Origin of the sequence: Enterococcus sp. DIV1298c (assembly GCF_017316315.1) — a bacterium.
Taxonomy (GTDB): domain Bacteria; phylum Bacillota; class Bacilli; order Lactobacillales; family Enterococcaceae; genus Enterococcus_B; species Enterococcus_B mangumiae.
In genome coordinates, this window is the sequence record NZ_JAFLWG010000026.1 from 63,923 (window position 1) to 88,159 (window position 24,237).

A 24,237-nucleotide genomic window follows, 5' to 3' on the forward strand; every position below is an offset into this window, starting at 1 on the left:
AATGGCCTCCTTCCATAATTACTTAGCTTGTTCACGCAAAACTGTTTTGATGCGTGCAATCGATTTACGTACTTCTTTAATACGTGCAGTGTTTTCTAATTGACCTGTTGCTAATTGGAATCTAAGATTAAACAATTCTTCTTTTAATTGTTTTTCTTGATCAAGCATTTCGGCAGTGGTTAATTCTCTGATTTCTTTAACCTTCATTCGATTCACCACCCATTTCCTCACGTTTTACGATCTTAGTTTTCATTGGTAATTTGTGAGAAGCTAAACGTAATGCTTCACGAGCTACTTCTTCAGATACGCCTGCGATTTCAAACATGATTTTACCACGTTTTACTGGTGCAACCCATCCTTCAGGAGCCCCTTTACCTTTACCCATACGAACGCCGATCGCTTTAGATGTATATGATTTATGAGGGAAAATTTTGATCCATACTTTCCCGCCACGTTTCATGTAACGAGTCATAGCAATACGAGAAGCTTCGATCTGACGGTTTGTGATCCAGTGTGATTCAACAGCTTGTAAGCCGTATTCACCGAATGCTACTTCTTTTCCGCCTTTTGCTTCACCACGCATTTTTCCGCGGAATTCACGACGGTGTTTTACACGTTTAGGTACTAACATGTTTATTTCCCTCCTTTCTCAGTGTTTTTTTTAGTTGGAAGAATTTCTCCACGATAGATCCACACTTTAACTCCTAGTTTTCCGTATGTTGTATCTGCTTCTTCCCATGCGTAATCAATATCCGCACGCAAAGTGTGAAGAGGAACTGTTCCTTCTGAGTATCCTTCTGAACGAGCAATATCCGCACCGTTTAGACGTCCAGATACTTGAGTTTTGATACCTTTAGCGCCAGAACGCATTGAACGTTGGATGGCTTGTTTTTGAGCGCGACGGAATGCAACACGGTTTTCTAATTGACGTGCAATTCCTTCACCTACTAATTTAGCATCTAAATCTGGTTTTTTGATTTCCACGATGTTGATATGGATTCTTTTACCAGTTAATTTGTTTAATTCTTTTCTTAGGTTTTCGACTTCAGATCCGCCTTTACCAATAACCATACCTGGTTTAGCTGTGTGGATTGAAATGTTTACGCGGCCAGTTGCGCGTTCGATTTCAATTGTTGATACAGCAGCATCAGCAAGTCTAGTTGAAATAAATTTACGGATTCTTAAATCTTCGTGTAAGAACTCTGCATACTCTTTTTCAGCAAACCATTTTGCATCCCAGTCGCGGATGATGCCTACACGCATTCCAATTGGATGTACTTTTTGACCCACAGATTATCCCTCCTTATTTTTCTGATACGACTACCGTGATATGACTTGTACGTTTGTTGATTGGTGAAGCTGAACCTTTTGCACGTGGACGGAAACGTTTCATTGTTGGTCCTTCGTTAACAAATGCTTCAGATACTACCAAGTTCTCAACATCTAAGTCAAAGTTGTTTTCTGCATTTGCAATTGCTGACATCAATACTTTCTCGATGATCCCAGCAGATTTGTTTGGTGTGAATTTCAAGATTGAAATTGCATCCGCAACACTTTTACCTCTGATAAGGTCAATTACTAGACGCGCTTTACGAGGTGAAGTGCGAACTGTTTTTGCAGTTGCTTTAGCTGATGTGATTTGTTCTGCCATTTGCTTTTATCCTCCCCTCGAATTAGCGTCTCGTTTTCTTGTCGTCAGCAACATGCCCACGATAAGTTCTAGTTGGTGCGAATTCACCTAATTTGTGTCCTACCATATCTTCTTGGATGTAAACTGGTACGTGTTTACGTCCATCATATACTGCGATGGTATATCCAACAAAACTTGGGAAAATTGTCGAACGACGAGACCAAGTTTTGATTACTTTTTTCTTTTCGGCCCCTGCTTGAGCTTCAACTTTACTCATTAAATGCTCATCAACGAAAGGCCCTTTCTTTAAACTACGACCCATGGTGAACCTCCTCTCAAAATGTGCGACACATGGTCAAAGTAATTATTTATTTTTACGACGAACGATAAGTTTGTCTGATTTAGCTTTCTTGTTACGAGTTTTGTAACCAAGAGCTGGTTGACCCCAAGGAGAAACTGGAGCTTTGCGTCCGATTGGAGCTTTACCTTCACCACCACCGTGTGGGTGATCGTTAGGGTTCATTACGCTACCACGTACAGTTGGGCGTTTACGCATCCAACGAGAGCGGCCAGCTTTACCAATATTGATAAGTTCGTGTTGTTCGTTACCTACAGAACCGATTGTTGCACGGCATGCAGCTAAGATCATGCGAACTTCACCAGAGTTTAAGCGGATCAATACGTATTTGCCTTCTTTACCAAGTACTTGAGCACTTGTACCAGCAGAACGGATCAATTGTCCACCTTTACCAGGTTTCATTTCAATATTGTGGATCACAGTACCAACTGGAATGTTTTCTAAAGGAAGAGCATTTCCGACTTTGATATCTGCTTCTGGACCTGAAACAAGTTTCATTCCAACTTGTAGTCCTTTTGGTGCTAAGATGTAAGCTTTCACTCCATCTTCATAATGTACTAACGCGATGTTAGCTGAACGGTTTGGATCATATTCGATCGTTTGAACAGTAGCAACAACGTTGTCTTTGTTACGTTTGAAATCGATCACGCGGTATTGGCGTTTGTGTCCGCCACCTTGATGACGTACAGTGATGCGGCCGTTGTTGTTACGTCCAGCATGGTTTTTCAATGGCTGTAACAATGTTTTTTCAGGTGTTGATGTTGTGATTTCAGCAAAATCAGAACCTGTCATGTTACGACGGCCATTTGTGGTAGGTTTGTACTTTTTAATCGCCACGTTTTCCCCTCCTAATTTAATCAGTCATCGAGCAATGCTTATTCAGCAGCATCGAATAATTGGATTTCTTTTGAATCTTCAGTCAATGTAACGATCGCTTTGCGACGTTTTTTCGTATATCCTGCATATTTGCCCATACGTTTGAATTTCGCACGTACGTTCACGATGTTCACGTTTTTGACTTTTACGTCAAAAGCAGCTTCAACCGCTTGTTTTACTAAAGTTTTATTTGCGCGAGTGTCTACTTCGAAAGTATATTTCTTGTCATCCATGGCAAGCATTGATTTCTCAGTGATCACTGGGCGTTTGATTACGTCTAGTAAGTTCATTATGCAAGCACCTCCTCAATTTGAGTAAGAGCAGTTTGTGTTGCTAAAACTTTTGTATTTGATACAACATCTAGAACGCTAACGTTATCAGAAGTTACTACAGAAACGTTTGATAAGTTACGTGCAGATAAAGCTGCAAAGTCGTTACCAGGTTCTAGTACAACCAATACTTTAGAGTCAATAGATAATTTAGCAAGAACTTCTTTGAATTCTTTTGTTTTTGGTGCATCAAAGCTTAATCCTTCGATTGCTACCAAGTTGTTTTCAGCAACTTTTTCTGACAATACAGATTTCATTGCTAAGCGACGAACTTTTTTAGGAAGTTTGTAGCTGTAAGAACGTGGTGTTGGTCCGAAGACTACGCCACCTCCACGCCATTGTGGTGAACGGATTGATCCTTGACGAGCACGACCAGTTCCTTTTTGGCGCCATGGTTTACGGCCACCGCCTCGAACAGCGCTACGGTTTTTAACCGCATGAGTTCCTTGTCTTAATGATGCACGTTGCATAACGATTGCGTCGTATACAACACTTTCATTTGGTTCAATTCCGAAGATTTCTTCGTTAAGAGTGATTTCACCGTTTTGGCTTCCATCTTGTTTGAATAATGCTACATTCGGCATTCCTTAGTTCCTCCTTTCTTCCTACTATTATTTAGCTTTCACAGCTGATTTGATAGTGATTAATGATTTTTTCGCTCCAGGAACGTTACCTTTGATCAAGATTACGTTTCTTTCAGCATCTACACGTACAACTTCCAAGTTTTGGATAGTTACGCGGTTGCCACCCATACGGCCAGCAAGACGTTTGTTTTTGAATACACGGTTAGGTGCAACTGGACCCATTGACCCAGGACGACGATGGTAGCGAGAACCGTGAGCCATTGGTCCGCGGCTTTGGCCATGACGTTTGATAACCCCTTGGAATCCTTTACCTTTCGTAGTACCTGTTACATCAATAATGTCTCCTGCTTGGAAAACATCAACTGTAATTTCTTTTCCTACTTCATATTCTCCTAGCTCAACATTTTTGAATTCACGAATGAAGCGCTTAGGAGCCGTGTTTGCTTTTGCAACATGACCTTTCGCAGGTTTGTTTGATAAAACTTCACGCATATCTTGGTAACCAACTTGAATAGCTTCGTAGCCATCAGTTTCCATTGTTTTCACTTGTAGTACTACGTTTGGCGTAGCTTCTACAACAGTAACTGGAATTAATTCGCCAGATTCAGTGAAGATTTGTGTCATTCCCACTTTTTTCCCTAAGATTCCTTTGGTCATGAGTACACCTCCATTATTATTAGTTTAGTTTTTATAGTTTGATTTCGATGTTAACACCTGATGGTAAGTCAAGCTTCATTAAAGCATCAACTGTTTTTGGTGTTGGGTTCACAATGTCGATAAGACGTTTGTGTGTACGCATTTCGAATTGTTCGCGTGAATCTTTGTATTTGTGCGTCGCACGAATAACTGTGTAAAGACTGCGTTCAGTTGGTAATGGAATTGGACCAGAAACGCCAGCTCCAGTTCTTTTTGCAGTTTCCACGATTTTATCCGCTGATTGATCTAAAATACGGTGTTCATACGCTTTTAAACGGATACGAATTTTTTGTTTTGCCATCTTGTTCCCTCCTTCGCCTATTTTGAAAAGTAGACATAGCTCCACGAAAATTTCCGTCACGCTCGTTCGTGGCAAAGCGTCCGGGCGTGTCGCAACCTCTCGTTTCTTAGCCGACAAAATCATTTTGATTTCGTCTGTGCCATTCACCTAAGGTAAACGCACCTTTGTCATTATAATATATCTAAATGCACAACGCAAGGTTTTTTTGCTGTAAAAAACATTTTATTTTCATAAGTTTTCATTTTATTGAGAAAAGAGAAATCCTTCTCTATTTACAAGTGAATTTGCTGTTTTTCTTTTAGTTTCTTCCAACTATGCCAGAAAAAGCCAACCCTCAACATGGAGAGTTGGCTCAAAACATTTCTTTATGTATTACTTGCAAAAGTGAAGGATCAACGGCGAACAATGAACTTTGCTATTTTTTTGATAAGCAGTACCAAAAGATACATTAAATAAATAAGAAATCCTATAAAGACAAATTGAAAGAAGCGAACCATGAATACTAGGTCGAAAGAAAATCTTAACCAACCTATCCATAAAATTGCAATAAACAACAATTTTACTCTTAGATTTATTCTTCTAATAAATAGCCATGAGAGAAAATCATCTGTCGGTTGTTTTGTAGCCTTGTATTCTCTAAATATTTTCATCAAACGACAGCCTCCTAGAAAAAGCATGATGGTATATATTTTATAGTAGAATGTTCCCTTTCATAAAATCAATTATAAACGAACAAGGAGGTGAATGCTTGTGTTGTTTTCATCTATGTCATTGTTTGGGTGGGGACAGCACACACATGATCACGCGATTTAATTAAGAGGAAACGCTCGCCAAAACAAGACACGCATCTTTTACATAAAAAAAGTTCGAGGCAAAGAATCAAGATCCTTACCTCGAACTTTAACGTCCGAATAGATGTTACTTCATTAGGCTTAAAATGAATTAAGCTTTGATTTCTGTAACGACACCGGCACCAACTGTACGTCCGCCTTCACGGATTGAGAATTTAGTACCGTTTTCGATAGCGATTGGGTGGATTAATTCAACTTCCATTGTTACGTTGTCGCCAGGCATAACCATTTCAGTTCCTTCTGGTAATTCAACAACACCAGTTACGTCAGTCGTACGGAAGTAGAATTGTGGACGGTAGTTAGTGAAGAATGGAGTATGACGTCCACCTTCTTCTTTAGTCAACACGTATACTTCTGCAGAGAATTTTGTATGAGGTGTGATTGTACCTGGTTTAGCTAAAACTTGACCACGTTGGATGTCTTCACGTGAAACACCACGTAGTAACGCACCAATGTTATCGCCTGCTTCAGCGTAGTCTAATAATTTACGGAACATTTCAACACCAGTTACTGTTGTTTGAGCTGTTTCTTCTGCGATACCAACGATATCGATAACATCACCAACGCGAACTTGTCCACGTTCAACACGTCCTGTAGCAACAGTACCACGACCAGTGATTGAGAATACGTCCTCAACTGGCATCATGAATGGTTTGTCGTTGTCACGTTCTGGAGTTGGGATATATTCGTCAACTGCAGCCATCAATTCAAGAATTTTTTCTTCGTATGAAGCGTCGCCTTCTAAAGCTCTTAAAGCTGAACCAGCGATTACAGGAACATCGTCACCAGGGAATTCGTATTCTGTTAATAGGTCACGAACTTCCATTTCAACTAATTCTAGTAATTCTTCATCATCAACCATATCTACTTTGTTCAAGAATACAACGATGTATGGTACACCAACTTGACGAGATAATAGGATGTGTTCACGAGTTTGAGGCATAGGGCCGTCAGCAGCAGAAACAACTAAGATTGCTCCGTCCATTTGAGCAGCACCAGTGATCATGTTTTTAACGTAGTCCGCGTGTCCTGGGCAGTCAACGTGAGCGTAGTGACGTGCGTCAGTTTCGTACTCAACGTGAGCTGTTGAGATAGTGATTCCGCGTTCGCGTTCTTCTGGAGCACCATCGATTTGATCGTAAGCCATTGCTTGGCCGCCGTTTTTCTTAGATAGTACAGTTGTGATTGCAGCTGTTAAAGTTGTTTTACCATGGTCAACGTGTCCGATAGTACCAATGTTAACGTGTGGTTTCGAACGGTCAAATTTTTCTTTTGCCATTTTAAAATATCCTCCCTAAAATTACAGTTTAATTTTTTATTTGTCTGATAGGTATGTGATGGACAAAACTGCCAATCACATGCCCGTATCATCAAAAGTTATTTTACACGAAACTGCATAAAAAATACAGTCTCTAGATAAATCTCTTCACGAGACTACCTTGCCTTAAGAAATTATTCAGCTTTTCCGCCGTTTTTCTTAATGATTTCTTCTTGAACAGATTTCGGTACGTCTTCGTAGTGGTCAAATACCATCATGAATGTACCACGTCCTTGAGTTGCTGAACGCAATGTTGTTGCATATCCGAACATTTCTGCCAATGGAACGATCGCATTAACGATTTGTGAGTTACCGTGTGCTTCCATTCCTTCAACACGTCCGCGACGGCTTGTTACGTGTCCCATGATATCACCTAAGTAATCTTCTGGTACAGTGATCGTAACTTTCATCATTGGTTCAAGGATCACAGGGCGTGCGTGTTTTGCAGCAGCTCTTAGAGACATAGATGCAGCAACACGGAACGCTGTTTCATTTGAATCGACGTCATGGTATGAACCATCGTAAAGTTTTGCTTTGATATCCACTAATGGATAACCAGCAAGAACACCGTTATTCATTGATTCTTCTAATCCTTTTTCAACTGCTGGGATGTATTCACGTGGAACCACACCACCAACGATTGCGTTTTCGAATTCGAAGCCTTTTCCTTCTTCGTTTGGTGTAAATTCAACCCATACGTGACCGTATTGACCTTTACCACCAGACTGACGTACGAATTTACCTTCCGCTTTAGTTGCTTCACGGAATGTTTCGCGGTAAGAAACTTGAGGCGCACCAACGTTTGCTTCAACTTTAAATTCGCGTTTCATACGGTCTACTAATACGTCCAAGTGCAACTCACCCATACCTGAGATAACTGTTTCACCTGTTTCAACGTTTGTTTCAACACGGAATGAAGGATCTTCTTCTGCAAGTTTTTGCAACGCAATACCCATTTTATCTTGGTCAGCTTTTGATTTAGGCTCAACAGCGACTTGGATAACTGGTTCTGGGAATTCGATTGATTCAAGGATAACTGGCGCGTCTAACGCACACAATGTGTCCCCTGTTGTTGTATCTTTCAATCCAACAGCAGCGGCGATATCACCTGAATACACTTTGTCGATTTCTTGACGAGTGTTTGCGTGCATTTGTAGAATACGACCGATACGTTCTTTTTTGCCTTTAGATGCGTTCAATACGTATGAACCACTTTCAAGGACACCAGAATAGACACGGAAGAAAGTTAGACGACCTACGAATGGGTCAGTCATTACTTTAAATGCTAATGAAGCAAAAGGAGCTTCGTCATCTGCAGGACGAGTTGTTTCTTCGTCTGTTTTTGAGTCAATACCTTTGATTGCTTCGATATCTAATGGTGATGGCAAGTAATCAAGAACAGCATCCAACATCAATTGGACCCCTTTATTCTTGAATGCTGAACCAGCCAATACAGGGAAGAACTCAACGTTGATTGTTGCACGGCGGATACCAGCAACTAATTCTTCTTGAGTGATTTCTTCACCTTCAAGATATTTCATCATTAGTTCTTCGTCTGTTTCAGCAACAGCTTCGACTAATTTTTCACGCCATTCTTGTGCTTGTTCTGCATATTCTTCAGGGATTTCAGTTTCTTGGATGTCTGTGCCTAGATCGTTTGTGTAGATCTCTGCTTTCATCGTTACCAAGTCAATGATACCTGTGAAGTTATCTTCAGAACCGATTGGCAATTGGATTGGATGCGCGTTCGCTTGTAAGCGATCGTGCAATGATTTTACTGAGTATAAGAAGTCTGCACCGATTTTATCCATTTTGTTACAGAATACGATACGAGGCACTCGGTACTCAGTTGCTTGACGCCAAACAGTTTCTGTTTGAGGTTCAACACCTGATTGTGCATCAAGTACAGTTACAGCACCATCCAATACACGTAGAGAACGTTGAACTTCGATTGTGAAGTCTACGTGTCCTGGTGTATCGATGATATTTACGCGGTAACCTTTCCACTGCGCAGTAGTGGCAGCAGATGTAATTGTGATACCACGTTCTTGTTCTTGCTCCATCCAGTCCATCTGTGAAGCTCCTTCGTGAGTTTCACCGATTTTATGGATTTTACCAGTATAGTACAAGATACGCTCTGTTGTTGTAGTTTTACCTGCATCAACGTGAGCCATGATACCAATATTACGAGTTTTTTCTAGCGAAAATTCTCTTGCCATTTTCTTACTCCTCTCTTTATTTAAATCGATTGTAAATTGACTTTCTGCTGCGGGGTTAGCCGACAGACAGAGAGGATCTTACCAACGATAATGAGCAAATGCGCGGTTCGCGTCTGCCATTTTGTGTGTATCTTCGCGTTTTTTAACAGAAGCTCCAGTGTTGTTTGCAGCGTCCATGATTTCTTTCGCTAAGCGTTCTTCCATTGTGTGTTCACCGCGCAAGCGAGCGTAGTTAACTACCCAACGTAGCGCTAAAGTCGTACGACGTTCAGGGCGAACTTCAACTGGTACTTGATAGTTTGAACCCCCAACACGACGTGCTTTAACTTCAAGAACAGGCATAACATTGTTCATTGCTTGTTCAAACACTTCTAATGGATCGTTACCTGTAGATTCTTTGATCAAATCAAAGGCATTATAGATAATATTAGCAGCAACACCGCGTTTTCCGTCAACCATTACACGGTTGATCAAGCGAGTTACTAATTTTGAGTTATAAATAGGATCTGGTAAAACATCACGTTTTGCAACAGGACCTTTACGTGGCATCCGTAACTCCTCCTTCCGAAATATTCTTCATAGTTGATCGAACGACTATTATATAGTAGGTTCGATTTTCATTTGTAGTAAATAATTAAAATTAAGCTTTAGGTCTTTTCGTACCGTATTTAGAACGGCTTTGTTTACGATCGTTTACACCAGCAGTATCAAGTGCACCACGAACGATATGGTAACGTACCCCTGGTAAGTCTTTTACACGTCCACCGCGTAATAGTACCACGCTGTGTTCTTGTAAATTGTGACCAATCCCTGGGATATAAGCAGTAACTTCAATTAAGTTTGACAAACGAACACGAGCATATTTACGTAAAGCTGAGTTCGGTTTTTTAGGTGTCATTGTACCCACACGTGTAGCTACCCCACGTTTTTGAGGAGAGTTCACGTTTGTTTGAGTTTTCTTAAAGCTGTTATATCCTTTGTTCAAAGCAGGTGAATTAGATTTTTCCACCTTTGATTTACGAGGTTTACGTACTAATTGGTTAATTGTAGGCATTCCTAGTTCCTCCTTCCCACGATTCACATCTAGTTCCACACATCCAGGTGGTTCTTTTTTTGCGATAAAAAATAAATGCAAGTTATGCATCTTTATCAAATATGCTTTGATAAACAGTCAGCACGTCCCTAAACAGAGACCTGTAGATAAAGCACCTTGGTTAGAATATCATGGATAAAAAAGATTGTCAACCAAACATATACATTTTTTTCTGTCACATAAAATTTCTGGTATGCTCCCTATCTTTTTCGCTGAAATCAAGCTAAAATAGCAAGTAAAGAGCTACAAAATTGCTGGAGGGATAGGAATGAACTTAAAACAATTAGTAGGTATCAAAGCAGCAGAATTTGTTGAAGACGGGATGATCGTTGGACTAGGAACTGGATCAACTGCTTATTATATGGTAGAAGAAATCGGACGTCGCATGCGTGAAGAAGGATTGAAAATCACTGGGGTCACTACTTCTAGCGGCACAAAAGCACAAGCAGAAGGCTTAGGTATCCCTTTGAAAAGTATCGATGAAGTTTCGATGGTCGATTTGACGATCGATGGTGCCGATGAGATCAGCGCGGATTTCCAAGGAATCAAAGGTGGCGGTGCTGCCCTATTGTTTGAAAAGATCGTTGCAACGTATTCCAAACAAACGATCTGGATCGTTGATGGGTCAAAAATGGTGGATCAATTAGGACACTTCCCACTCCCTGTCGAAGTCATCCCTTATGGTTCTCAACAATTGATGCGTCTTTTTGAAGAAAAAAACTATCAACCTGTCTTACGTCAAACGGAAGCTGGAGAGACCGTCGTAACAGATAGCGGTCATTATATTATTGACCTTCATTTAGAACGAATCGAAGACCCTGAAAAATTAGCGGCTTACTTGGATCAATTAGTCGGCGTGGTCGAACACGGCTTGTTTTTAAATATGGTTTCAAAGGTAGTCGTTGCCTCTGAAAATGGCGTGGATGTACTTGATACTCCCTTTCAAAAATAATGGTAAAGAGATTCGTTGAAAATACCTAAAAAAACTATCTTTTTCAGTTACTTTATGCTACATTTTTACTTGTCTCAAACACTTAGAAAACTTTGCTAGAAAGGAATCACCATGAAGATTATCGGTTATGCACGTACAACTATCAATGATGTCGATTTGACGGCTCAAATGCAAAAACTCTCTGATTTTGGTTGTCACGAAATTTTTCACGAAACTTATGGTCAAAAAGATACTTTATCTGACACAATTTGCTTAGAGAAAGTCATCGATAAAATGGAGCAAGGCGATACATTGGTTATTTGCCAACTTCACCATTTAGGAAAATCGACAAGACAATTAACAGAATTCACGAAATTATTCAAAGACCGTGGGTTACATCTAGTCAGCATCACAGAAAAAATCGATACTCGCGAACCTATGGGGACGGTCTACTTCCAGTTGATGGAAGGATTAGCTGAGATGGAGTGTGCATTGATCAAAGAACGCACACTGATTGGATTAGAAGAAGCACGTAAAAAAGGAAAAATCGGCGGTCGACCAAAAATCGATGCCAAAACAATCAAAAAAATTCGTCGACTTTACTATGAAAAGAAAGAAACGATCCAATTTATTTCTTCCAAATGCGGCGTTTCAGTCGGCACTTGCTACAAATACATCAATCTACCTGAAAAAGAGATTCAGCAATTATTCAACTAGTGAGCGAGTGGAATTTCGAGGATTTCATCATCTGATAGCTAGAAGCCACACCCACTCACCAAACAGAAATTATTTTACTTATTTATAAAAAAGGTTGTTAGACAAGTTTTATGAGCAAAGCTCTGTAATAACGCTTGTTTCACAGCCTTTTTTTTAGTTATCCTGTGACCTTTTGGACAAACTGCTTTCATTTTACAATGGAAATCTTATGAAAAACATTGTACAATAAGGCAGAACTGAAATTTTCAGAAATATCACTTATTTTTAAAAGGAGAGTTAAACATGCCAAAATTAGTTTTTTCTCGTCACGGTCTTAGCGAATGGAATGCATTGAACCAATTTACTGGTTGGGCTGATGTAAACCTAGCACCAGAAGGAATCGAAGAAGCAAAAGAAGGCGGACGTAAAATCAAAGAAGCTGGAATTGAATTTGATGTTGCTTATACTTCTGTATTAACTCGTGCTATCAAAACTTGTAACTTGATTTTAGAATACTCAGATCAACTTTGGGTACCACAAATCAAATCATGGCGCTTAAACGAACGTCATTATGGTAAATTACAAGGTCTAAATAAAAAAGAAACAGCAGAAAAATACGGTGACGAACAAGTTCACATCTGGCGTCGTTCATATGACACTCTTCCTCCTGATGAAGGTTCAGCAGCAAACGATCGTCGTTATGCAATGTTAGACAAACGCGACGTACCTGGTGGCGAAAACTTGAAAGTTACTTTAGAACGCGCATTGCCATTCTGGCAAGACGAAATTGCACCAGCTTTGTTAGACAACAAAACTGTCTTAGTTGCTGCACACGGTAACTCTTTACGCGCATTAGCAAAACACATCGAAGGAATCTCTGATGAAGACATCATGGATCTTGAAATCCCAACAGGTCAACCACTTGTTTATGAATTAAACGACGACTTGACTGTTATCAAAAAATACTACTTATAATAGATACTCTATTATAAGTAAAACAGCCTCATCATCTTTTATTATTATAAGAGATGATGGGGCTGTTTTTTTAGATATTGGGTGGATGCAGACTTCGCTACTTAATACTAATGGTACTAAATTACATACTACCTATATGAATGTACTAGTAAAAATCGTTCGAAAGAAACAAAATTAACTAGAATTGGTTTAGTTGTTTACACATTAATTGGACCAGCGACAGCAAGAGAACAAATAGATTATACGAGCTATGTAACATAATAGCAGGGAATATATTGTTGGTTTTCACGTATAGATATGTTGTAGCTAAAGTCAAAAATAGAACTTGGACCATTGCGAATAGATTTCCACCATATGTAAAGCTATGCCCATAGAAAAAGAATCCTGTTGAAACCAAACCCAAAACTATTTTTAACCAACTAGAATCAGTTATACTCAAAAATAGGTAACGGTAAACTAATTCTTCTCTTATTGGGGCAATCACGATGACAGAAAATAGAACAACACTATCGAAATTTTGTGAGACTACTTCAAATCTGCCAAATAGAAGTATCATATATATATAAAATTCGTCACTAACAAAAGTAGCAAAGTGAATCCTACTTGTTTCATCATTGACAGATTCAGACCTTTTAAGGCTCGATTTAATACGGGCATGCAAAGTACGTAAATAAATAGGATCATTAGCAAATTTAGACCCAATTGATTATTTTCTAATAGCTTGAGAATGGGCTTACTTCTTATGATTCCAAAGTTTATTATAGAAAAAATGATTACCCATATAGTCAGAATGATACTTTTTTTTAGAGTTAACTGAATACTATCTACCTCCATCTAAACCACTAACCAATCGGGCGATTGAACATTCTGCATTCTTCTTCCTATCGCCCTTCCACAGGAGCATCTTACTATGTAAAAGTACTGTTTATTGCTTTCACCACCAACTTTCTCAATCATCTCAAAATGCTAATCCTTACTTAATGATTATACCTTTTCTTTTTTTAGTATAGCAAGATACCAGAAAAGTAAACTTATTCGATAATTTTTATCCATACAGTATTTGCATGTTTTTCTAAATGATCGATTCGCAAAAATCACAAACGGATGTATTCCCCCCACTACCCTTTCGTTATTCAAAAATAAAACAAACTGAGACCAACTCAACCATAATCCTTTTTATTTTACCACTTTTTTCTAAAAACGATGGTTATATGGAAAAAGCGGTTACATAAATGTTATTTTCCAGGTTATTATTAATTTGTGAGATACAAACAGATCAAATGATTGCATCTTACAAACGAAATAAAAAATAAAAAAATTCATATAGATAGAGGAGAGACAAGATGATCAAAAACAATTTAAAAACAATGATGGTAGCAGGTATGGTATTTTTGAGTTTAGGAGGATCTGTTTCAACATTCGCAACAAGTCTATCCACAACTGACTTAGTTAGCACAAGTAAACAGGCAATTGAACAAGAGCTATATATCCATAATGGGAACTTTGATGCAGGGTTTGATCGTTGGATCGTGAGTGACCCAGCCACAAATAATCCAACACTTCAAACAGTTAATGGAAATAACTTTGCATTAGCAAAAAATGGTGAAAACGTTCATCAGTATGTCACATTAAAACCAAATACGACTTATACATTTAGTTATGATGTTGCCGCAAGCGAATCTTCTCCAGGTCGTGTTGAATTAGGAATCATGACTCATGGTGTAGGGTTTGATGTATTAGAACGTAGTGAACATAATAATGAGGACTGGGAACGTGGCAAACTTACATTTACGACGCCAGACGCTGAAAATACATACCTTGTGCGCTTTGCTTCTACATGGAATGGGTGGGCGACATATGACAATATCGAAGTTACGACTGAGTCAGACGTGACGGAAACAAGATTGCTGTCTGTAGGAAGAGAAGGAAGCCGAGCGCTTGCTTATTTAACATTGACACCTGAACGTTTTAACAGTCGAGAAAGATTAATGGTTACTGTTAATGGAAGATATCTTTTTGAAACATATAATGGAACCAACTACTATTCTTCTAGAAGAACAGTTGATGGAAACATCCAAGTACGACAAACTATTGCTGGTACTTCAGGTCAAGTCATCCGAGTTTATAGAGTACCTGGGCATCCAGGACAAAGCACAACAGGACGAGTATTATTAGAATCACTGACTTTAGATACTGATATTTAATTTTCAAATAATTAGCAACTACTGTTGATAGCAAACCTAACTTTTTTGGACTAGAAAGAAACTTTCTTCTTTCTAGTCTTTTTAAATTGTTAAAAAAATGACTGCCAATTTCTCTTAAAAGAAAGTTAGGCAGTCATTTTTTCTTGCTATTTAACTCTTATTTACCCTTGAATCGCTGTTTCCAATCCAACTTCGATCATATCATTGAATGTTGTTTGGCGTTCGCTGGCTGTTGTTTCTTCGCCTGTGATCAGATGGTCACTGACTGTCATGATTGCTAGTGTCTGTACTTTGTATTTTGCACCTAGATAGTACAGCGCAGCAGCTTCCATTTCAACGCCCATCACGCCAAGTTCTGCTAACTTGAATGTTTCTGTCAAATCGTCTTTGTAGAAAGAATCTTCTGATAGCACGTTACCAACGTGGGTAGTAAAGCCTTTTTCTTTTGCCACTTCGTATGCTTTCAACAACAAGTCAAAATCACAGATTGGTGGGAAGTGGAATGCATTGAAATTCTTTTCGATCATAGAAGAACTTGTCGCAGCTCCTTGTGCTAATACTAGGTCACGGACGTGTACGTCTTTTGACAAGGCACCGCATGTTCCTACACGAATCAATTTTTTTACATCATAGGAATTTACCAACTCATGGGCATAGATCATCGCTGATGGCATCCCCATCCCTGTTCCTTGAACAGAGACTCTTTCTCCTTTATACGTTCCAGTATACCCAAGCATACCGCGTACTTGGTTGTAACAAACCGGATTCTCTAAAAAAGTTTCTGCAATATATTTTGCTCTTAGTGGATCTCCAGGAAGTAAAATCTTATCTGCGATCTCTCCTGGTTTTGCTTCAATATGAACACTCATTTTCAAACCTCGCAATCAATTTTTTATAATAAAGAAAGTGTTTCTTTGATCAATGATTTAAATGTTTGTTTGACTCTCTCAGTTGTTTCAACGACTTCTTCGTGATTCAAGTTCGCTTGCATACCCGCAGCCAAGTTGGTGATACAAGAGATACCTAAGACTTTCAAACCGCTATGTGCTGCAACAATGACTTCTGGTACAGTCGACATACCGACTGCATCTGCCCCCATCACTCGAGACATCCGAATCTCAGCTGGTGTTTCGTATGTTGGACCAGAATAACCCATATACACGCCTTCTTTTAATTCTACATCTAATGAGGCTGCTGCTGCTTTTGCAATTTCACGATAGGCTTTTGTATAGGCTTCACTCATATCAGGGAAACGAGGACCCATTTCTTCGTCATTTGGTCCAATCAATGGATTTTGACCTGTAAAGTTGATATGATCGGTGATCAACATCAAGTCTCCTGGTGCAAATGATTCGTTCACTCCACCACACGCATTCGTTACGACTACTGAATGAGCGCCCAATGCAGCCATTACACGTACTGGATAAGTGACGGTTTGCATGGAATGACCTTCATAAAAATGGAAGCGTCCTTGCATCGCCAATACTTTTTTCCCTGAAAGTGTCCCATAGACAAGCTGTCCTGCATGCCCAACAACTGTCGAAGTTGGGAAGAAAGGAATCTTGTCATAAGGAATCACGATCGCTTCTTCGATTTCTTCTGCTAATTCTCCTAAGCCTGAACCGAGGATCATCCCGAAATCGATGGTGCCTACCCCTTTACTTTTGATAAACGCTGTCGTTTCTTGTAACATCTCATTTAATTTCATTGTTTTTCTCCTATATATAAAATTTTGATTGTTCGATCTTACATAATAAAGCCAATGATGATTCACAAGTGGATGCTGCTGTTGCTTATTTCAATAATTTCAAGAAGCTTTCGCCATTTTCAGTAGCTGCTACGTCAAAGTTTTCGGCAATCGTTGCAGAGATATCCGCATAATAGCCTTGTGGTAAACTGCCTTGCTCGTTCATCTGTTTACTATAAGCAAGTAGCGGCACGTATTCCCGAGTATGATCAGTACCAGTAAAGGTCGGATCATTCCCATGGTCAGCGGTGATCAACAATAAGTCATCGTCTGCCATTGCATCGAATAATTCTGGAAGACGCAAGTCAAAATCTTCGATCGCACGCGCGTAACCAACCACATCTCGGCGGTGACCGTATAACGCATCAAAGTCAACTAAGTTAGTGAAACTCAAACCAGTGAAGTCTTGTTTCATCACGTTCAATAATTGATCGACGCCATCCATATTACTCTTCGTACGAACAGAGTCAGTGATGCCTTGACCATTGAAAATATCATTGATCTTACCTACCGCGATGACATCTTTGCCTGCTTCTTTCAATGAGTCTAAAACTGTATGACCAAATGGATCTAATGCGTAATCGTGACGGTTGCTTGTTCGTGTAAAGTTGCCGGGTTCTCCCACATACGGGCGTGCAATGATTCGACCGATCATATAAGGATCATCTTTTGTAATCTCACGAACATATTCACAAATTCGATACAGTTCTTCTAAAGGAATAATTTCTTCATGTGCAGCAATTTGTAATACTGGATCAGCTGACGTATAAACAATCAAGTCACCTGTTTTCATTTGATGCTCACCAAAGTCGTCAATGACGGCTGTTCCGCTATACGGTTCATTACAAACGATTTTACGTCCAGAGAAGTCTTCGATTTTCTTCAGTAATTCGTCGGGGAAGCCGTTTGGAAAAACACGAAATGGCGTTTTGATATTCAAACCCATGATTTCCCAGTGACCAGTCATTGTATCTTTACCGACAGAAACTTCTTCTAATTTCGTTGCATAGCCTTGGTGGTCTTCTATCGCTTGAACACCTTCTAATGGACGGATCGTCCCTAATCCAAGTTGCTCCAAATTCGGTATCGTCAACCCAGCTTCTTTGGCAATATGACCTAACGTATCCGAGCCTTTATCTCCGAATTTTTCAGCATCAGGTGCTTCTCCGATTCCGACTGAATCCATGACGATCAAATGTACGCGTTTAAACATGAGTATTCCTTCTTTCTATTTATTTTCTTTATAAAGTAAAAAGGGCGAGACGAAAAAAACTTCCCGTAACCCGCCCTTTTTAATCACTAAACGATTATTTGGATTTTATATAATTCTTACCGTTTGCTTTTGGTCCAGATGCTTTACCTAAGAACGCCACTAAAACGATGATCGTCAATAGATAAGGCGCAATTTGTAGTAACACTGGTGGAATCGATGAGATCACTGGTAATTGCGCACCGATAATACTTAAACTTTGCGCAAATCCAAAGAATAATGAAGCGCCCATCGCACCTAAAGGATTCCATTTACCAAAAATCATGGCAGCCATCGAGATGAACCCTTGACCGACAATCGTTCCTGCTGAAAAGTTCCCAGAGATTGATTGAGCAAAAACAGCACCACCCATCCCTCCAAGTAGTCCAGAAATCATTACACCTGAATAGCGCATCGCGTAAACATTGATTCCTAATGTATCCGCAGCTTGCGGATTTTCCCCAACAGAACGTAAACGTAAACCAAATTTTGTTTTGAAGATAATGAACCATGCAATAACAGCAATCAAAATTGCACAATACGCTGGTAGAAATGTACTTCTAAAGAAAATTTGTCCAATTACTGGAATATCTGCCAACCCAGGAAATGAAAAGTAACCTAAGTTTTGTGAGATATTGTCTGTTTGACCTTTACCATACCACGCTTTGATCAAAAATACACCTAAAGCAGGTGCCATCAAATTGATGACCGTCCCACTGATGATATGATCTGCTCGTAAGCTGACTGTAGCGACTGCATGAATCAATGAAAAGAGGACACCGACCACACCGCCGACTAAAATAGCGATCCAAGGAGTCATTGAGCCTAGGGTATCACTCATCGTCAAGTTAAAGACGACTGCACTAAACGCACCCATTACCATAATGCCTTCTAACCCAACGTTGACGATTCCGCTTCGTTCAGAAAACGTTCCGCCTAATGAAGTTAAGATCAACGGTGTCGAATAAACGAGTGTCGATGTAAGGATCAAAGAGATCAGTTCTACTGTTGACATTACAGCTCTCCTCCTTCTTGATTTTGATGATTCGGTTCCGTTTCAATCGTTGCAACGATCTCTTCTTGTTTTTTCCCTTGGAAGAATTTCGCCATAAGGAAACGAATCAAGAAGTTGATACCAACGAAGAAGATGATCAAGGCAATCGACACGTTGACGATCTCAAACGGTACACCAGCACCTGTTTGCATCCCCAATCCACCAATTTTTAGAACACTGAATAATAGCGCAGATAGTAAAATACCGATGGCAGAGCCAGAACCTAATAATGAAACGGCCATACCGTCAAAACCAATTGATAGAGAAGTCGTTTGGACAAAGAAGTTTTGATACGTTCCTAGACCTTCTACCACACCACCTAAGCCAGCTAAACCACCAGAAATGACCATTGATAAGATAATTGTTCGTTTACTGCTCATCCCTGCATATTCAGAGGCAAAAGGATTCAATCCAACGGAACGGATCTCAAATCCTAATGTTGTTTTCTTCATAACGATCCATACCACTACTAACGCGATCAACGCCAAGAACAGTCCACCATTCACGCGGGAACCGCCAAACATCTGGGTCAACCAAGGAATACGTAACGAAGCATTCTGACTGATCATATTTGAAGAGTCTAAACTAGAACGATAAGATTCCGGCATAACTTCATGAAGTGTATACGTACTTAAATAAAGCAAAATATAGTTCATCATGATCGTCACGATTACTTCACTTGTGCCGAAGAACGCTCGCAACAATCCTGGAATCGCTGCAGCCATGGCTCCAGCAAGTGCGCCTAAGATCACACACATTGGTAACAAAACAGCTTTGGGTAAATCAGGAAACGCTAATGCAGTCCAGATACTCACGATCCAACCACACAACGCTTGCCCAGAAAGCCCGATATTAAAGAATCCAGCTGAATTGGCAACAGAAAAACCTAATGCTGTAAAAATCAAAGGAGTTGCTTCTCTTAATGTTTCACCGATACTTCTTTGAGAACCTAACGAAGCATTCAACATCGAAGAATATCCTTGAATTGGATGGTAACCAAAGGCAACCATCAAAATCGCACCTAAAATCAAACCTAAAATAACTGAAAATATAGGTACTAGCAGATTACGAAACCTTTCGCTACGATCATTCATGTGCGTCACCCACCTTTTCTAACTCTCTTCGTGCTTCTTCTAAAGTATAGCCCGCCATCAATAGACCTAGCTCATTTTCAGATGTTTCTTTTGGATCAACGATCCCTACGATTTTTCCTTCATGGATTACCGCAATACGATCTGACACATTTAAAATTTCTTCTAATTCAAAACTGATCAATAAGACTGCTTTGAATTTATCCCGTTGTTCAATCAAGCGTTTATGAATAAACTCGATCGCCCCAACATCTAACCCACGTGTCGGATTCGCAACGATCAATAGATCAGGGTCACGATCGATTTCACGTGCAATGATGGCTTTTTGTTGATTCCCACCGGATAATGCTTTCGCTGGTACTAATTCGCTCGTCGTTCGTACATCGTACTCATCGATCAAGTCTCTGGCATGTTCATTCATCACGCCGTAATTCAATAAGCCATTTTTGCTATATGGTTTTTGATAGTACGTTTGCATCGCAATATTTTCAGATAAAGTCATATCAAGGACTAAGCCATATTTATGACGATCCTCCGGTACATGTCCTAGCCCAGCTTCTGTGATTTTACGTGGTTTTTTATTTGTCACGTCTTCGTCTTTCAGGCGAACCGTGCCACTTTCCACTTTACGTAAACCGGTCAACGCTTGGATCAATTCCGACTGTCCATTGCCATCGATACCAGCTATCCCCAACACTTCACCTGCTCGCACTTCTAAGCTCAAGTCTTTTACCGCTTCTAATCCACGGTTTTCTTTGACTACAAGATTTTCGACAGAAAGTACGACTTCTTGCGGACGTGCTTCTTTTTTCATTGTTTTGAATGAAACGGTTCTTCCGACCATCATATCAGCTAACTGCTGAGAAGAAACATCTTTCACATTGACAGTTCCGATACCTTGTCCACGTCGGATAACGGTACAACGATCAGCAACTGCTTTGATTTCATCTAATTTATGTGTGATCAAAATGATCGATTTTCCTTCTTTAACTAATTCTTTCATGATCACGATCAATTCATCGATTTCTTGCGGCGTCAATACAGCTGTCGGCTCGTCAAAAATCAAGACATCTGCACCACGATAGAGTGTTTTCAAAATCTCAACACGTTGTTCCATACCGACAGAAATATCACGAACGTATGCATCTGGATTCACTGCTAAGCCATATTGTTCAGACAATCGTTTGATTTCTTCACGGGCTTTTTTGCGATTCAAGATACCGCCTGCACTTGGCTCACTTCCCAATACGATATTTTCTGTTACTGTGAATGCATCGACTAACATAAAGTGTTGATGCACCATTCCGATCCCTAATTGATTCGCTTTCGTTGGGCTCGTGATGTTTACTTCTTTGCCGTGCATCAAAATCTCACCAGATGTTGGCTCTAAAAGACCTGATAAAACATTCATTAACGTTGATTTACCTGCACCATTTTCACCAAGCAAGGCATGGATTTCTCCTGCTTTTACTTGAAGGTTGATGTTGTCATTTGCTTTGAAAGTACCGAATTGTTTCGTGATATTTCGCATTTCGATGACAATATTTTCTTGATCCACATTTTTCACATCCTAACAATTTATATCCAGGCGACATTGTCTAAAAAATAAAAGGGACGATCATAGTCGTTCACAAAAACGCCTACGATCGAATAACCAAAATCCAAGGAGTTCAGCTACTTGAAACGAGTTGTTCCCTTATCCAAATCGGGGTAGCTAACAACTTGAATAAAAAAACAACAATAGATAATAACTAAACGATAGCCCTGTTAAACAATTGTCCAACAAGGCTATAGAAATGGAATTTATTAGCTTTCAGGAGTTTCTGGAACTTCGATATCGCCTGAAATGATTTTTTCTTTCGCTTCGTCTACTGCTTTTTTCGCTTCATCAGAAAGTTGTCCTTCAGTGATACCTACACCGTCTTCTTTCAAACCATAAACAGTGTGTTCGCCACCAGGGAAATTACCATCTGCTGATTGTTGCGCTAAATCTTTTACAACTGTTCCTACACCTTTAAGTGTTGATGTCAATGTGAAGTTTTTGTCTTCACCATCTAATGTGTAGTTACCTTCGTCAGATTGGTCACGGTCAACACCGATTACCCAAACTTTTTTGTCGCCTGATTCATTCAATGATTTTGCTTCTTGGAAGACACCGTTACCTGTACCACCTGAAGCATGGAAAATGATGTCGGCATTTTGTGCGTACATACCTTGTGCAATTGAACGTCCTTTATCTGGAGCTGAGAAGTCACCAGCGTATTGGTTCAATACTTCGATTTCTTTGTTCAACGCTTCAGCGCCGGCTTTCACACCTGCATTGAAACCAGCTTCAAAGCGGTCGATTACTTCACCTTTAACTCCACCGATAAAGCCAACAACATTTGTTTCAGTTGTGTAAGCTGCTGCGATTCCTGCAAGGTAAGAAGCTTCGTTGTCTTTAAATGTTGCTGAAACTACGTTGTCTTTTCCTTCAATGACATCATCAATGATCGCAAAGTTTGTTTCAGGATTACTTGTTGCTTGTTCTTCGATCGCTGGTTTTAATTTAAACCCGATCCCAAAAATTGTTTTGAAGCCTGCGTTCAACGCTTGATCGATATTTGGGATATAATCTGATTCATTTGATGATTGGAAATATTGGAAGCCGTCATTTCCGCGAGACAAGCCTTGTTCTTTACCCCAATCTTCTAACCCTTCCCAAGCTGACTGGTTGAATGAACGGTCATCGACGCCACCAGTATCTGTAATCAATGCTGCAGTTGCTGTTCCTGATGCACTGTTTCCACCTGTTGAATCAGTAGAATCTGAACCGCCGTTACCGCATGCGCTTAAAAGTAAGCCGGCTGATAGTGCGATAGCACCTAAACCAAATAATTTTGCTTTTTTCATTTCTGTAAAGCCCCCTAAAGTAGTTGTTTTTTCAACAGTCAGCTGACTGAATTGAACATAGTTTATAAATCTTTTTCTGAAAATGCGTAAGGTAATAACTCTCTCACGGTCATTGTTTTCGTCACACCGTGGTCGCCTACCAACGTGACTGGCATCTCTGCGTCACAAAATTCTGCCATGACTTGGCGACAAGCACCACATGGAGAAATCGGCTCAGGCGTGTGTCCTGCAACGACTAGATGAGTAAAATCCATTTCTTTTTCGGATACTGCCTTAAAAAATGCGGTACGTTCTGCGCAATTCGTTAAACCAAATGACGCATTTTCGATATTCAATCCTTGATAGGTTTTCCCAGAGGCTGTCACTAAACAAGCACCGACTGGAAATTTGGAGTAAGGAACATACGCTTTATCCAAAGCGTCGATCGCGATATCGATCCATTCTTGTTTGATTTCTGACATCTTTTTCTCCTTAGAAATTAATAGCCTTCACCAGTTGAACCGGACATGATTGCTACACCTGCACTTGTGCCGATTCTTGTCGCACCCGCTTCGACCATTGCAACAGCTTCCGCTTCATTATGGATACCGCCAGAAGCTTTGACACCCATCTCTGGCCCAACCGTTTCACGCATCAAGCGAATATCTTCCACTCTTGCTCCACCTGTTGAAAATCCAGTAGAAGTCTTCACAAAATCAGCACCCGCAGCTTTCGCCAATTCGCAAGCTTTGATGATCTCTGCTTGTTCCAACAATGCTGTTTCGATGATCACTTTCACTAACGCGCGATCTTTTGCTGCTTCAACTACTGCTTCGATATCCTTTTTCACGACATCGTCTTGCTCAGATTTCAATGCACCGATATTGATGACCATATCCACTTCATCCGCACCATTTTCAATCGCATTCGCTGTTTCAAATGCCTTTGTTTCAGCTGTGTTCGCTCCTAAGGGAAAACCGATGACGGTACAAACAGCAACTGGCTCACCTTTTAATTCTTCTTTTGCTAAGGCAACCCATGTTGGATTGATACATACTGAATAGAAATGATGTTTTTTTGCTTCCTCAATAATACGCATTACATCAGCCTTTGTAGCATCTGCTTTTAGAATTGTGTGGTCGATCATTCGATTTAATTCCATGT

General features: G+C 39.9%; 28 protein-coding genes. 4 read left to right on the forward strand and 24 right to left on the reverse strand.

Annotated elements, in window-relative coordinates; all coding sequences use genetic code 11:
- Window positions 1–18 precede the first annotated feature (18 nt).
- From rpmC to rpsL, 15 genes are all read right to left on the reverse strand, one after another.
- On the reverse strand, window positions 19–207 hold the full coding sequence (gene rpmC, locus JZO83_RS07175; protein WP_002288664.1) for a 50S ribosomal protein L29: 189 nt from the start codon (window positions 205–207) through the stop codon (window positions 19–21).
- On the reverse strand, window positions 197–631 hold the full coding sequence (gene rplP / locus JZO83_RS07180) for a 50S ribosomal protein L16 (protein WP_010734464.1): 435 nt from the start codon (window positions 629–631) through the stop codon (window positions 197–199). The genes rpmC and rplP overlap by 11 nt, the downstream gene beginning before the upstream one ends.
- A gap of 2 nt (window positions 632–633) precedes the next feature.
- Window positions 634–1,290, reverse strand: a complete 657-nt coding sequence (gene rpsC / locus JZO83_RS07185; RefSeq protein WP_010734465.1) for a 30S ribosomal protein S3 — start codon at window positions 1,288–1,290, stop codon at window positions 634–636.
- A 13-nt stretch (window positions 1,291–1,303) separates the two neighbouring features.
- Window positions 1,304–1,651, reverse strand: coding sequence for a 50S ribosomal protein L22 (rplV, locus tag JZO83_RS07190; protein WP_010734466.1), 348 nt, complete (start codon window positions 1,649–1,651; stop codon window positions 1,304–1,306).
- Window positions 1,652–1,673: 22 nt separating this feature from the next.
- On the reverse strand, window positions 1,674–1,952 hold the full coding sequence (gene rpsS, locus JZO83_RS07195; protein WP_010734467.1) for a 30S ribosomal protein S19: 279 nt from the start codon (window positions 1,950–1,952) through the stop codon (window positions 1,674–1,676).
- Between the two features lie 42 nt (window positions 1,953–1,994).
- Window positions 1,995–2,825, reverse strand: coding sequence for a 50S ribosomal protein L2 (rplB, locus tag JZO83_RS07200; RefSeq protein WP_010734468.1), 831 nt, complete (start codon window positions 2,823–2,825; stop codon window positions 1,995–1,997).
- 38 nt (window positions 2,826–2,863) lie between these two features.
- Window positions 2,864–3,154: a 50S ribosomal protein L23 gene (rplW, locus tag JZO83_RS07205; RefSeq protein ID WP_034689412.1), complete on the reverse strand. Its 291-nt coding sequence runs from the start codon at window positions 3,152–3,154 to the stop codon at window positions 2,864–2,866.
- Window positions 3,154–3,777 carry a 50S ribosomal protein L4 gene (gene rplD, locus JZO83_RS07210; protein WP_010734469.1) on the reverse strand — a complete coding sequence of 208 codons (624 nt, stop codon included), beginning with the start codon at window positions 3,775–3,777 and terminating at the stop codon, window positions 3,154–3,156. The genes rplW and rplD overlap by 1 nt, the downstream gene beginning before the upstream one ends.
- A gap of 27 nt (window positions 3,778–3,804) precedes the next feature.
- On the reverse strand, window positions 3,805–4,434 hold the full coding sequence (gene rplC / locus JZO83_RS07215; RefSeq protein WP_002290445.1) for a 50S ribosomal protein L3: 630 nt from the start codon (window positions 4,432–4,434) through the stop codon (window positions 3,805–3,807).
- Between the two features lie 31 nt (window positions 4,435–4,465).
- On the reverse strand, window positions 4,466–4,774 hold the full coding sequence (gene rpsJ / locus JZO83_RS07220; RefSeq protein ID WP_010734471.1) for a 30S ribosomal protein S10: 309 nt from the start codon (window positions 4,772–4,774) through the stop codon (window positions 4,466–4,468).
- 392 nt (window positions 4,775–5,166) lie between these two features.
- Window positions 5,167–5,424 carry a hypothetical protein gene (locus JZO83_RS07225; protein ID WP_207115364.1) on the reverse strand — a complete coding sequence of 86 codons (258 nt, stop codon included), beginning with the start codon at window positions 5,422–5,424 and terminating at the stop codon, window positions 5,167–5,169.
- Window positions 5,425–5,716: 292 nt separating this feature from the next.
- Entirely contained in the window at window positions 5,717–6,904 is a 1,188-nt protein-coding gene (gene tuf / locus JZO83_RS07230) for an elongation factor Tu (RefSeq protein WP_010734472.1), read from the reverse strand.
- A 173-nt stretch (window positions 6,905–7,077) separates the two neighbouring features.
- On the reverse strand, window positions 7,078–9,162 hold the full coding sequence (fusA, locus tag JZO83_RS07235) for an elongation factor G (RefSeq protein ID WP_206854621.1): 2,085 nt from the start codon (window positions 9,160–9,162) through the stop codon (window positions 7,078–7,080).
- 78 nt (window positions 9,163–9,240) lie between these two features.
- Window positions 9,241–9,711 carry a 30S ribosomal protein S7 gene (rpsG, locus tag JZO83_RS07240; RefSeq protein WP_010734474.1) on the reverse strand — a complete coding sequence of 157 codons (471 nt, stop codon included), beginning with the start codon at window positions 9,709–9,711 and terminating at the stop codon, window positions 9,241–9,243.
- Between the two features lie 91 nt (window positions 9,712–9,802).
- The gene (gene rpsL / locus JZO83_RS07245) at window positions 9,803–10,216 is read right to left on the reverse strand and encodes a 30S ribosomal protein S12 (protein ID WP_010734475.1); all 414 of its coding nucleotides are present in this window, start codon (window positions 10,214–10,216) and stop codon (window positions 9,803–9,805) included.
- Between the two features lie 307 nt (window positions 10,217–10,523).
- Here rpsL and rpiA point away from each other — a divergent pair, with 307 nt between their 5' ends.
- From rpiA to JZO83_RS07270, 4 genes are all read left to right on the forward strand, one after another.
- Window positions 10,524–11,207, forward strand: a complete 684-nt coding sequence (gene rpiA / locus JZO83_RS07250; protein WP_207115365.1) for a ribose-5-phosphate isomerase RpiA — start codon at window positions 10,524–10,526, stop codon at window positions 11,205–11,207.
- Window positions 11,208–11,318: 111 nt separating this feature from the next.
- The gene (locus tag JZO83_RS07255; RefSeq protein ID WP_206854625.1) at window positions 11,319–11,903 is read left to right on the forward strand and encodes a recombinase family protein; all 585 of its coding nucleotides are present in this window, start codon (window positions 11,319–11,321) and stop codon (window positions 11,901–11,903) included.
- Between the two features lie 282 nt (window positions 11,904–12,185).
- Window positions 12,186–12,857, forward strand: coding sequence for a 2,3-diphosphoglycerate-dependent phosphoglycerate mutase (gene gpmA / locus JZO83_RS07260; protein WP_207115366.1), 672 nt, complete (start codon window positions 12,186–12,188; stop codon window positions 12,855–12,857).
- 1,343 nt (window positions 12,858–14,200) lie between these two features.
- A complete protein-coding gene (locus JZO83_RS07270) occupies window positions 14,201–15,061 on the forward strand; it encodes a carbohydrate binding domain-containing protein (RefSeq protein WP_206854627.1) in 861 nt (286 codons plus the stop codon).
- A 161-nt stretch (window positions 15,062–15,222) separates the two neighbouring features.
- On the opposite strand, the gene deoD is transcribed toward JZO83_RS07270, so the two are convergent.
- The 9 genes from deoD to deoC form a co-directional block, all read right to left on the reverse strand.
- Window positions 15,223–15,930 carry a purine-nucleoside phosphorylase gene (gene deoD, locus JZO83_RS07275; RefSeq protein ID WP_206854629.1) on the reverse strand — a complete coding sequence of 236 codons (708 nt, stop codon included), beginning with the start codon at window positions 15,928–15,930 and terminating at the stop codon, window positions 15,223–15,225.
- A gap of 23 nt (window positions 15,931–15,953) precedes the next feature.
- Entirely contained in the window at window positions 15,954–16,769 is an 816-nt protein-coding gene (locus tag JZO83_RS07280; RefSeq protein WP_207115368.1) for a purine-nucleoside phosphorylase, read from the reverse strand.
- A gap of 85 nt (window positions 16,770–16,854) precedes the next feature.
- Complete coding sequence (deoB, locus tag JZO83_RS07285; RefSeq protein ID WP_206854635.1) at window positions 16,855–18,021, reverse strand: phosphopentomutase; 1,167 nt, start codon at window positions 18,019–18,021, stop codon at window positions 16,855–16,857.
- Between the two features lie 94 nt (window positions 18,022–18,115).
- The gene (locus tag JZO83_RS07290) at window positions 18,116–19,072 is read right to left on the reverse strand and encodes an ABC transporter permease (protein WP_206854638.1); all 957 of its coding nucleotides are present in this window, start codon (window positions 19,070–19,072) and stop codon (window positions 18,116–18,118) included.
- Window positions 19,072–20,205: an ABC transporter permease gene (locus tag JZO83_RS07295; RefSeq protein ID WP_207115369.1), complete on the reverse strand. Its 1,134-nt coding sequence runs from the start codon at window positions 20,203–20,205 to the stop codon at window positions 19,072–19,074. Before JZO83_RS07295 ends, JZO83_RS07290 begins: the two co-directional genes overlap by 1 nt.
- Complete coding sequence (locus JZO83_RS07300) at window positions 20,198–21,760, reverse strand: ABC transporter ATP-binding protein (RefSeq protein ID WP_206854644.1); 1,563 nt, start codon at window positions 21,758–21,760, stop codon at window positions 20,198–20,200. The genes JZO83_RS07295 and JZO83_RS07300 overlap by 8 nt, the downstream gene beginning before the upstream one ends.
- A gap of 248 nt (window positions 21,761–22,008) precedes the next feature.
- Complete coding sequence (locus tag JZO83_RS07305) at window positions 22,009–23,094, reverse strand: BMP family protein (RefSeq protein ID WP_206854646.1); 1,086 nt, start codon at window positions 23,092–23,094, stop codon at window positions 22,009–22,011.
- A 62-nt stretch (window positions 23,095–23,156) separates the two neighbouring features.
- Window positions 23,157–23,555, reverse strand: a complete 399-nt coding sequence (locus JZO83_RS07310) for a cytidine deaminase (protein ID WP_207115370.1) — start codon at window positions 23,553–23,555, stop codon at window positions 23,157–23,159.
- Window positions 23,556–23,572: 17 nt separating this feature from the next.
- Window positions 23,573–24,235, reverse strand: a complete 663-nt coding sequence (gene deoC, locus JZO83_RS07315; protein WP_206854651.1) for a deoxyribose-phosphate aldolase — start codon at window positions 24,233–24,235, stop codon at window positions 23,573–23,575.
- Between the last annotated feature and the right edge of the window lie 2 nt (window positions 24,236–24,237).

Bases quoted from the DNA above. Each gene is read 5' to 3' on its own strand.
- rplP (WP_010734464.1), bottom strand. From the start codon at position 631: ATGTTAGTACCTAAACGTGTAAAACACCGTCGTGAATTCCGCGGAAAA.
- rpsL (WP_010734475.1), bottom strand. From the start codon at position 10,216: ATGCCTACAATTAACCAATTAGTACGTAAACCTCGTAAATCAAAGGTG.
- rpsJ (WP_010734471.1), bottom strand. From the start codon at position 4,774: ATGGCAAAACAAAAAATTCGTATCCGTTTAAAAGCGTATGAACACCGT.
- rpmC (WP_002288664.1), bottom strand. From the start codon at position 207: ATGAAGGTTAAAGAAATCAGAGAATTAACCACTGCCGAAATGCTTGAT.
- JZO83_RS07270 (WP_206854627.1), top strand. From the start codon at position 14,201: ATGATCAAAAACAATTTAAAAACAATGATGGTAGCAGGTATGGTATTT.
- JZO83_RS07295 (WP_207115369.1), bottom strand. From the start codon at position 20,205: ATGAATGATCGTAGCGAAAGGTTTCGTAATCTGCTAGTACCTATATTT.
- rplV (WP_010734466.1), bottom strand. From the start codon at position 1,651: ATGGCAGAACAAATCACATCAGCTAAAGCAACTGCAAAAACAGTTCGC.
- tuf (WP_010734472.1), bottom strand. From the start codon at position 6,904: ATGGCAAAAGAAAAATTTGACCGTTCGAAACCACACGTTAACATTGGT.
- JZO83_RS07225 (WP_207115364.1), bottom strand. From the start codon at position 5,424: ATGAAAATATTTAGAGAATACAAGGCTACAAAACAACCGACAGATGAT.
- JZO83_RS07255 (WP_206854625.1), top strand. From the start codon at position 11,319: ATGAAGATTATCGGTTATGCACGTACAACTATCAATGATGTCGATTTG.
- rplD (WP_010734469.1), bottom strand. From the start codon at position 3,777: ATGCCGAATGTAGCATTATTCAAACAAGATGGAAGCCAAAACGGTGAA.
- JZO83_RS07290 (WP_206854638.1), bottom strand. From the start codon at position 19,072: ATGTCAACAGTAGAACTGATCTCTTTGATCCTTACATCGACACTCGTT.
- rplW (WP_034689412.1), bottom strand. From the start codon at position 3,154: ATGAACTTACTAGACGTAATCAAACGCCCAGTGATCACTGAGAAATCA.
- fusA (WP_206854621.1), bottom strand. From the start codon at position 9,162: ATGGCAAGAGAATTTTCGCTAGAAAAAACTCGTAATATTGGTATCATG.
- gpmA (WP_207115366.1), top strand. From the start codon at position 12,186: ATGCCAAAATTAGTTTTTTCTCGTCACGGTCTTAGCGAATGGAATGCA.
- rpiA (WP_207115365.1), top strand. From the start codon at position 10,524: ATGAACTTAAAACAATTAGTAGGTATCAAAGCAGCAGAATTTGTTGAA.
- deoD (WP_206854629.1), bottom strand. From the start codon at position 15,930: ATGAGTGTTCATATTGAAGCAAAACCAGGAGAGATCGCAGATAAGATT.
- deoC (WP_206854651.1), bottom strand. From the start codon at position 24,235: ATGGAATTAAATCGAATGATCGACCACACAATTCTAAAAGCAGATGCT.
- rpsS (WP_010734467.1), bottom strand. From the start codon at position 1,952: ATGGGTCGTAGTTTAAAGAAAGGGCCTTTCGTTGATGAGCATTTAATG.
- deoB (WP_206854635.1), bottom strand. From the start codon at position 18,021: ATGTTTAAACGCGTACATTTGATCGTCATGGATTCAGTCGGAATCGGA.
- rplC (WP_002290445.1), bottom strand. From the start codon at position 4,434: ATGACCAAAGGAATCTTAGGGAAAAAAGTGGGAATGACACAAATCTTC.
- JZO83_RS07310 (WP_207115370.1), bottom strand. From the start codon at position 23,555: ATGTCAGAAATCAAACAAGAATGGATCGATATCGCGATCGACGCTTTG.
- JZO83_RS07280 (WP_207115368.1), bottom strand. From the start codon at position 16,769: ATGAAATTAAATGAGATGTTACAAGAAACGACAGCGTTTATCAAAAGT.
- rpsG (WP_010734474.1), bottom strand. From the start codon at position 9,711: ATGCCACGTAAAGGTCCTGTTGCAAAACGTGATGTTTTACCAGATCCT.
- JZO83_RS07305 (WP_206854646.1), bottom strand. From the start codon at position 23,094: ATGAAAAAAGCAAAATTATTTGGTTTAGGTGCTATCGCACTATCAGCC.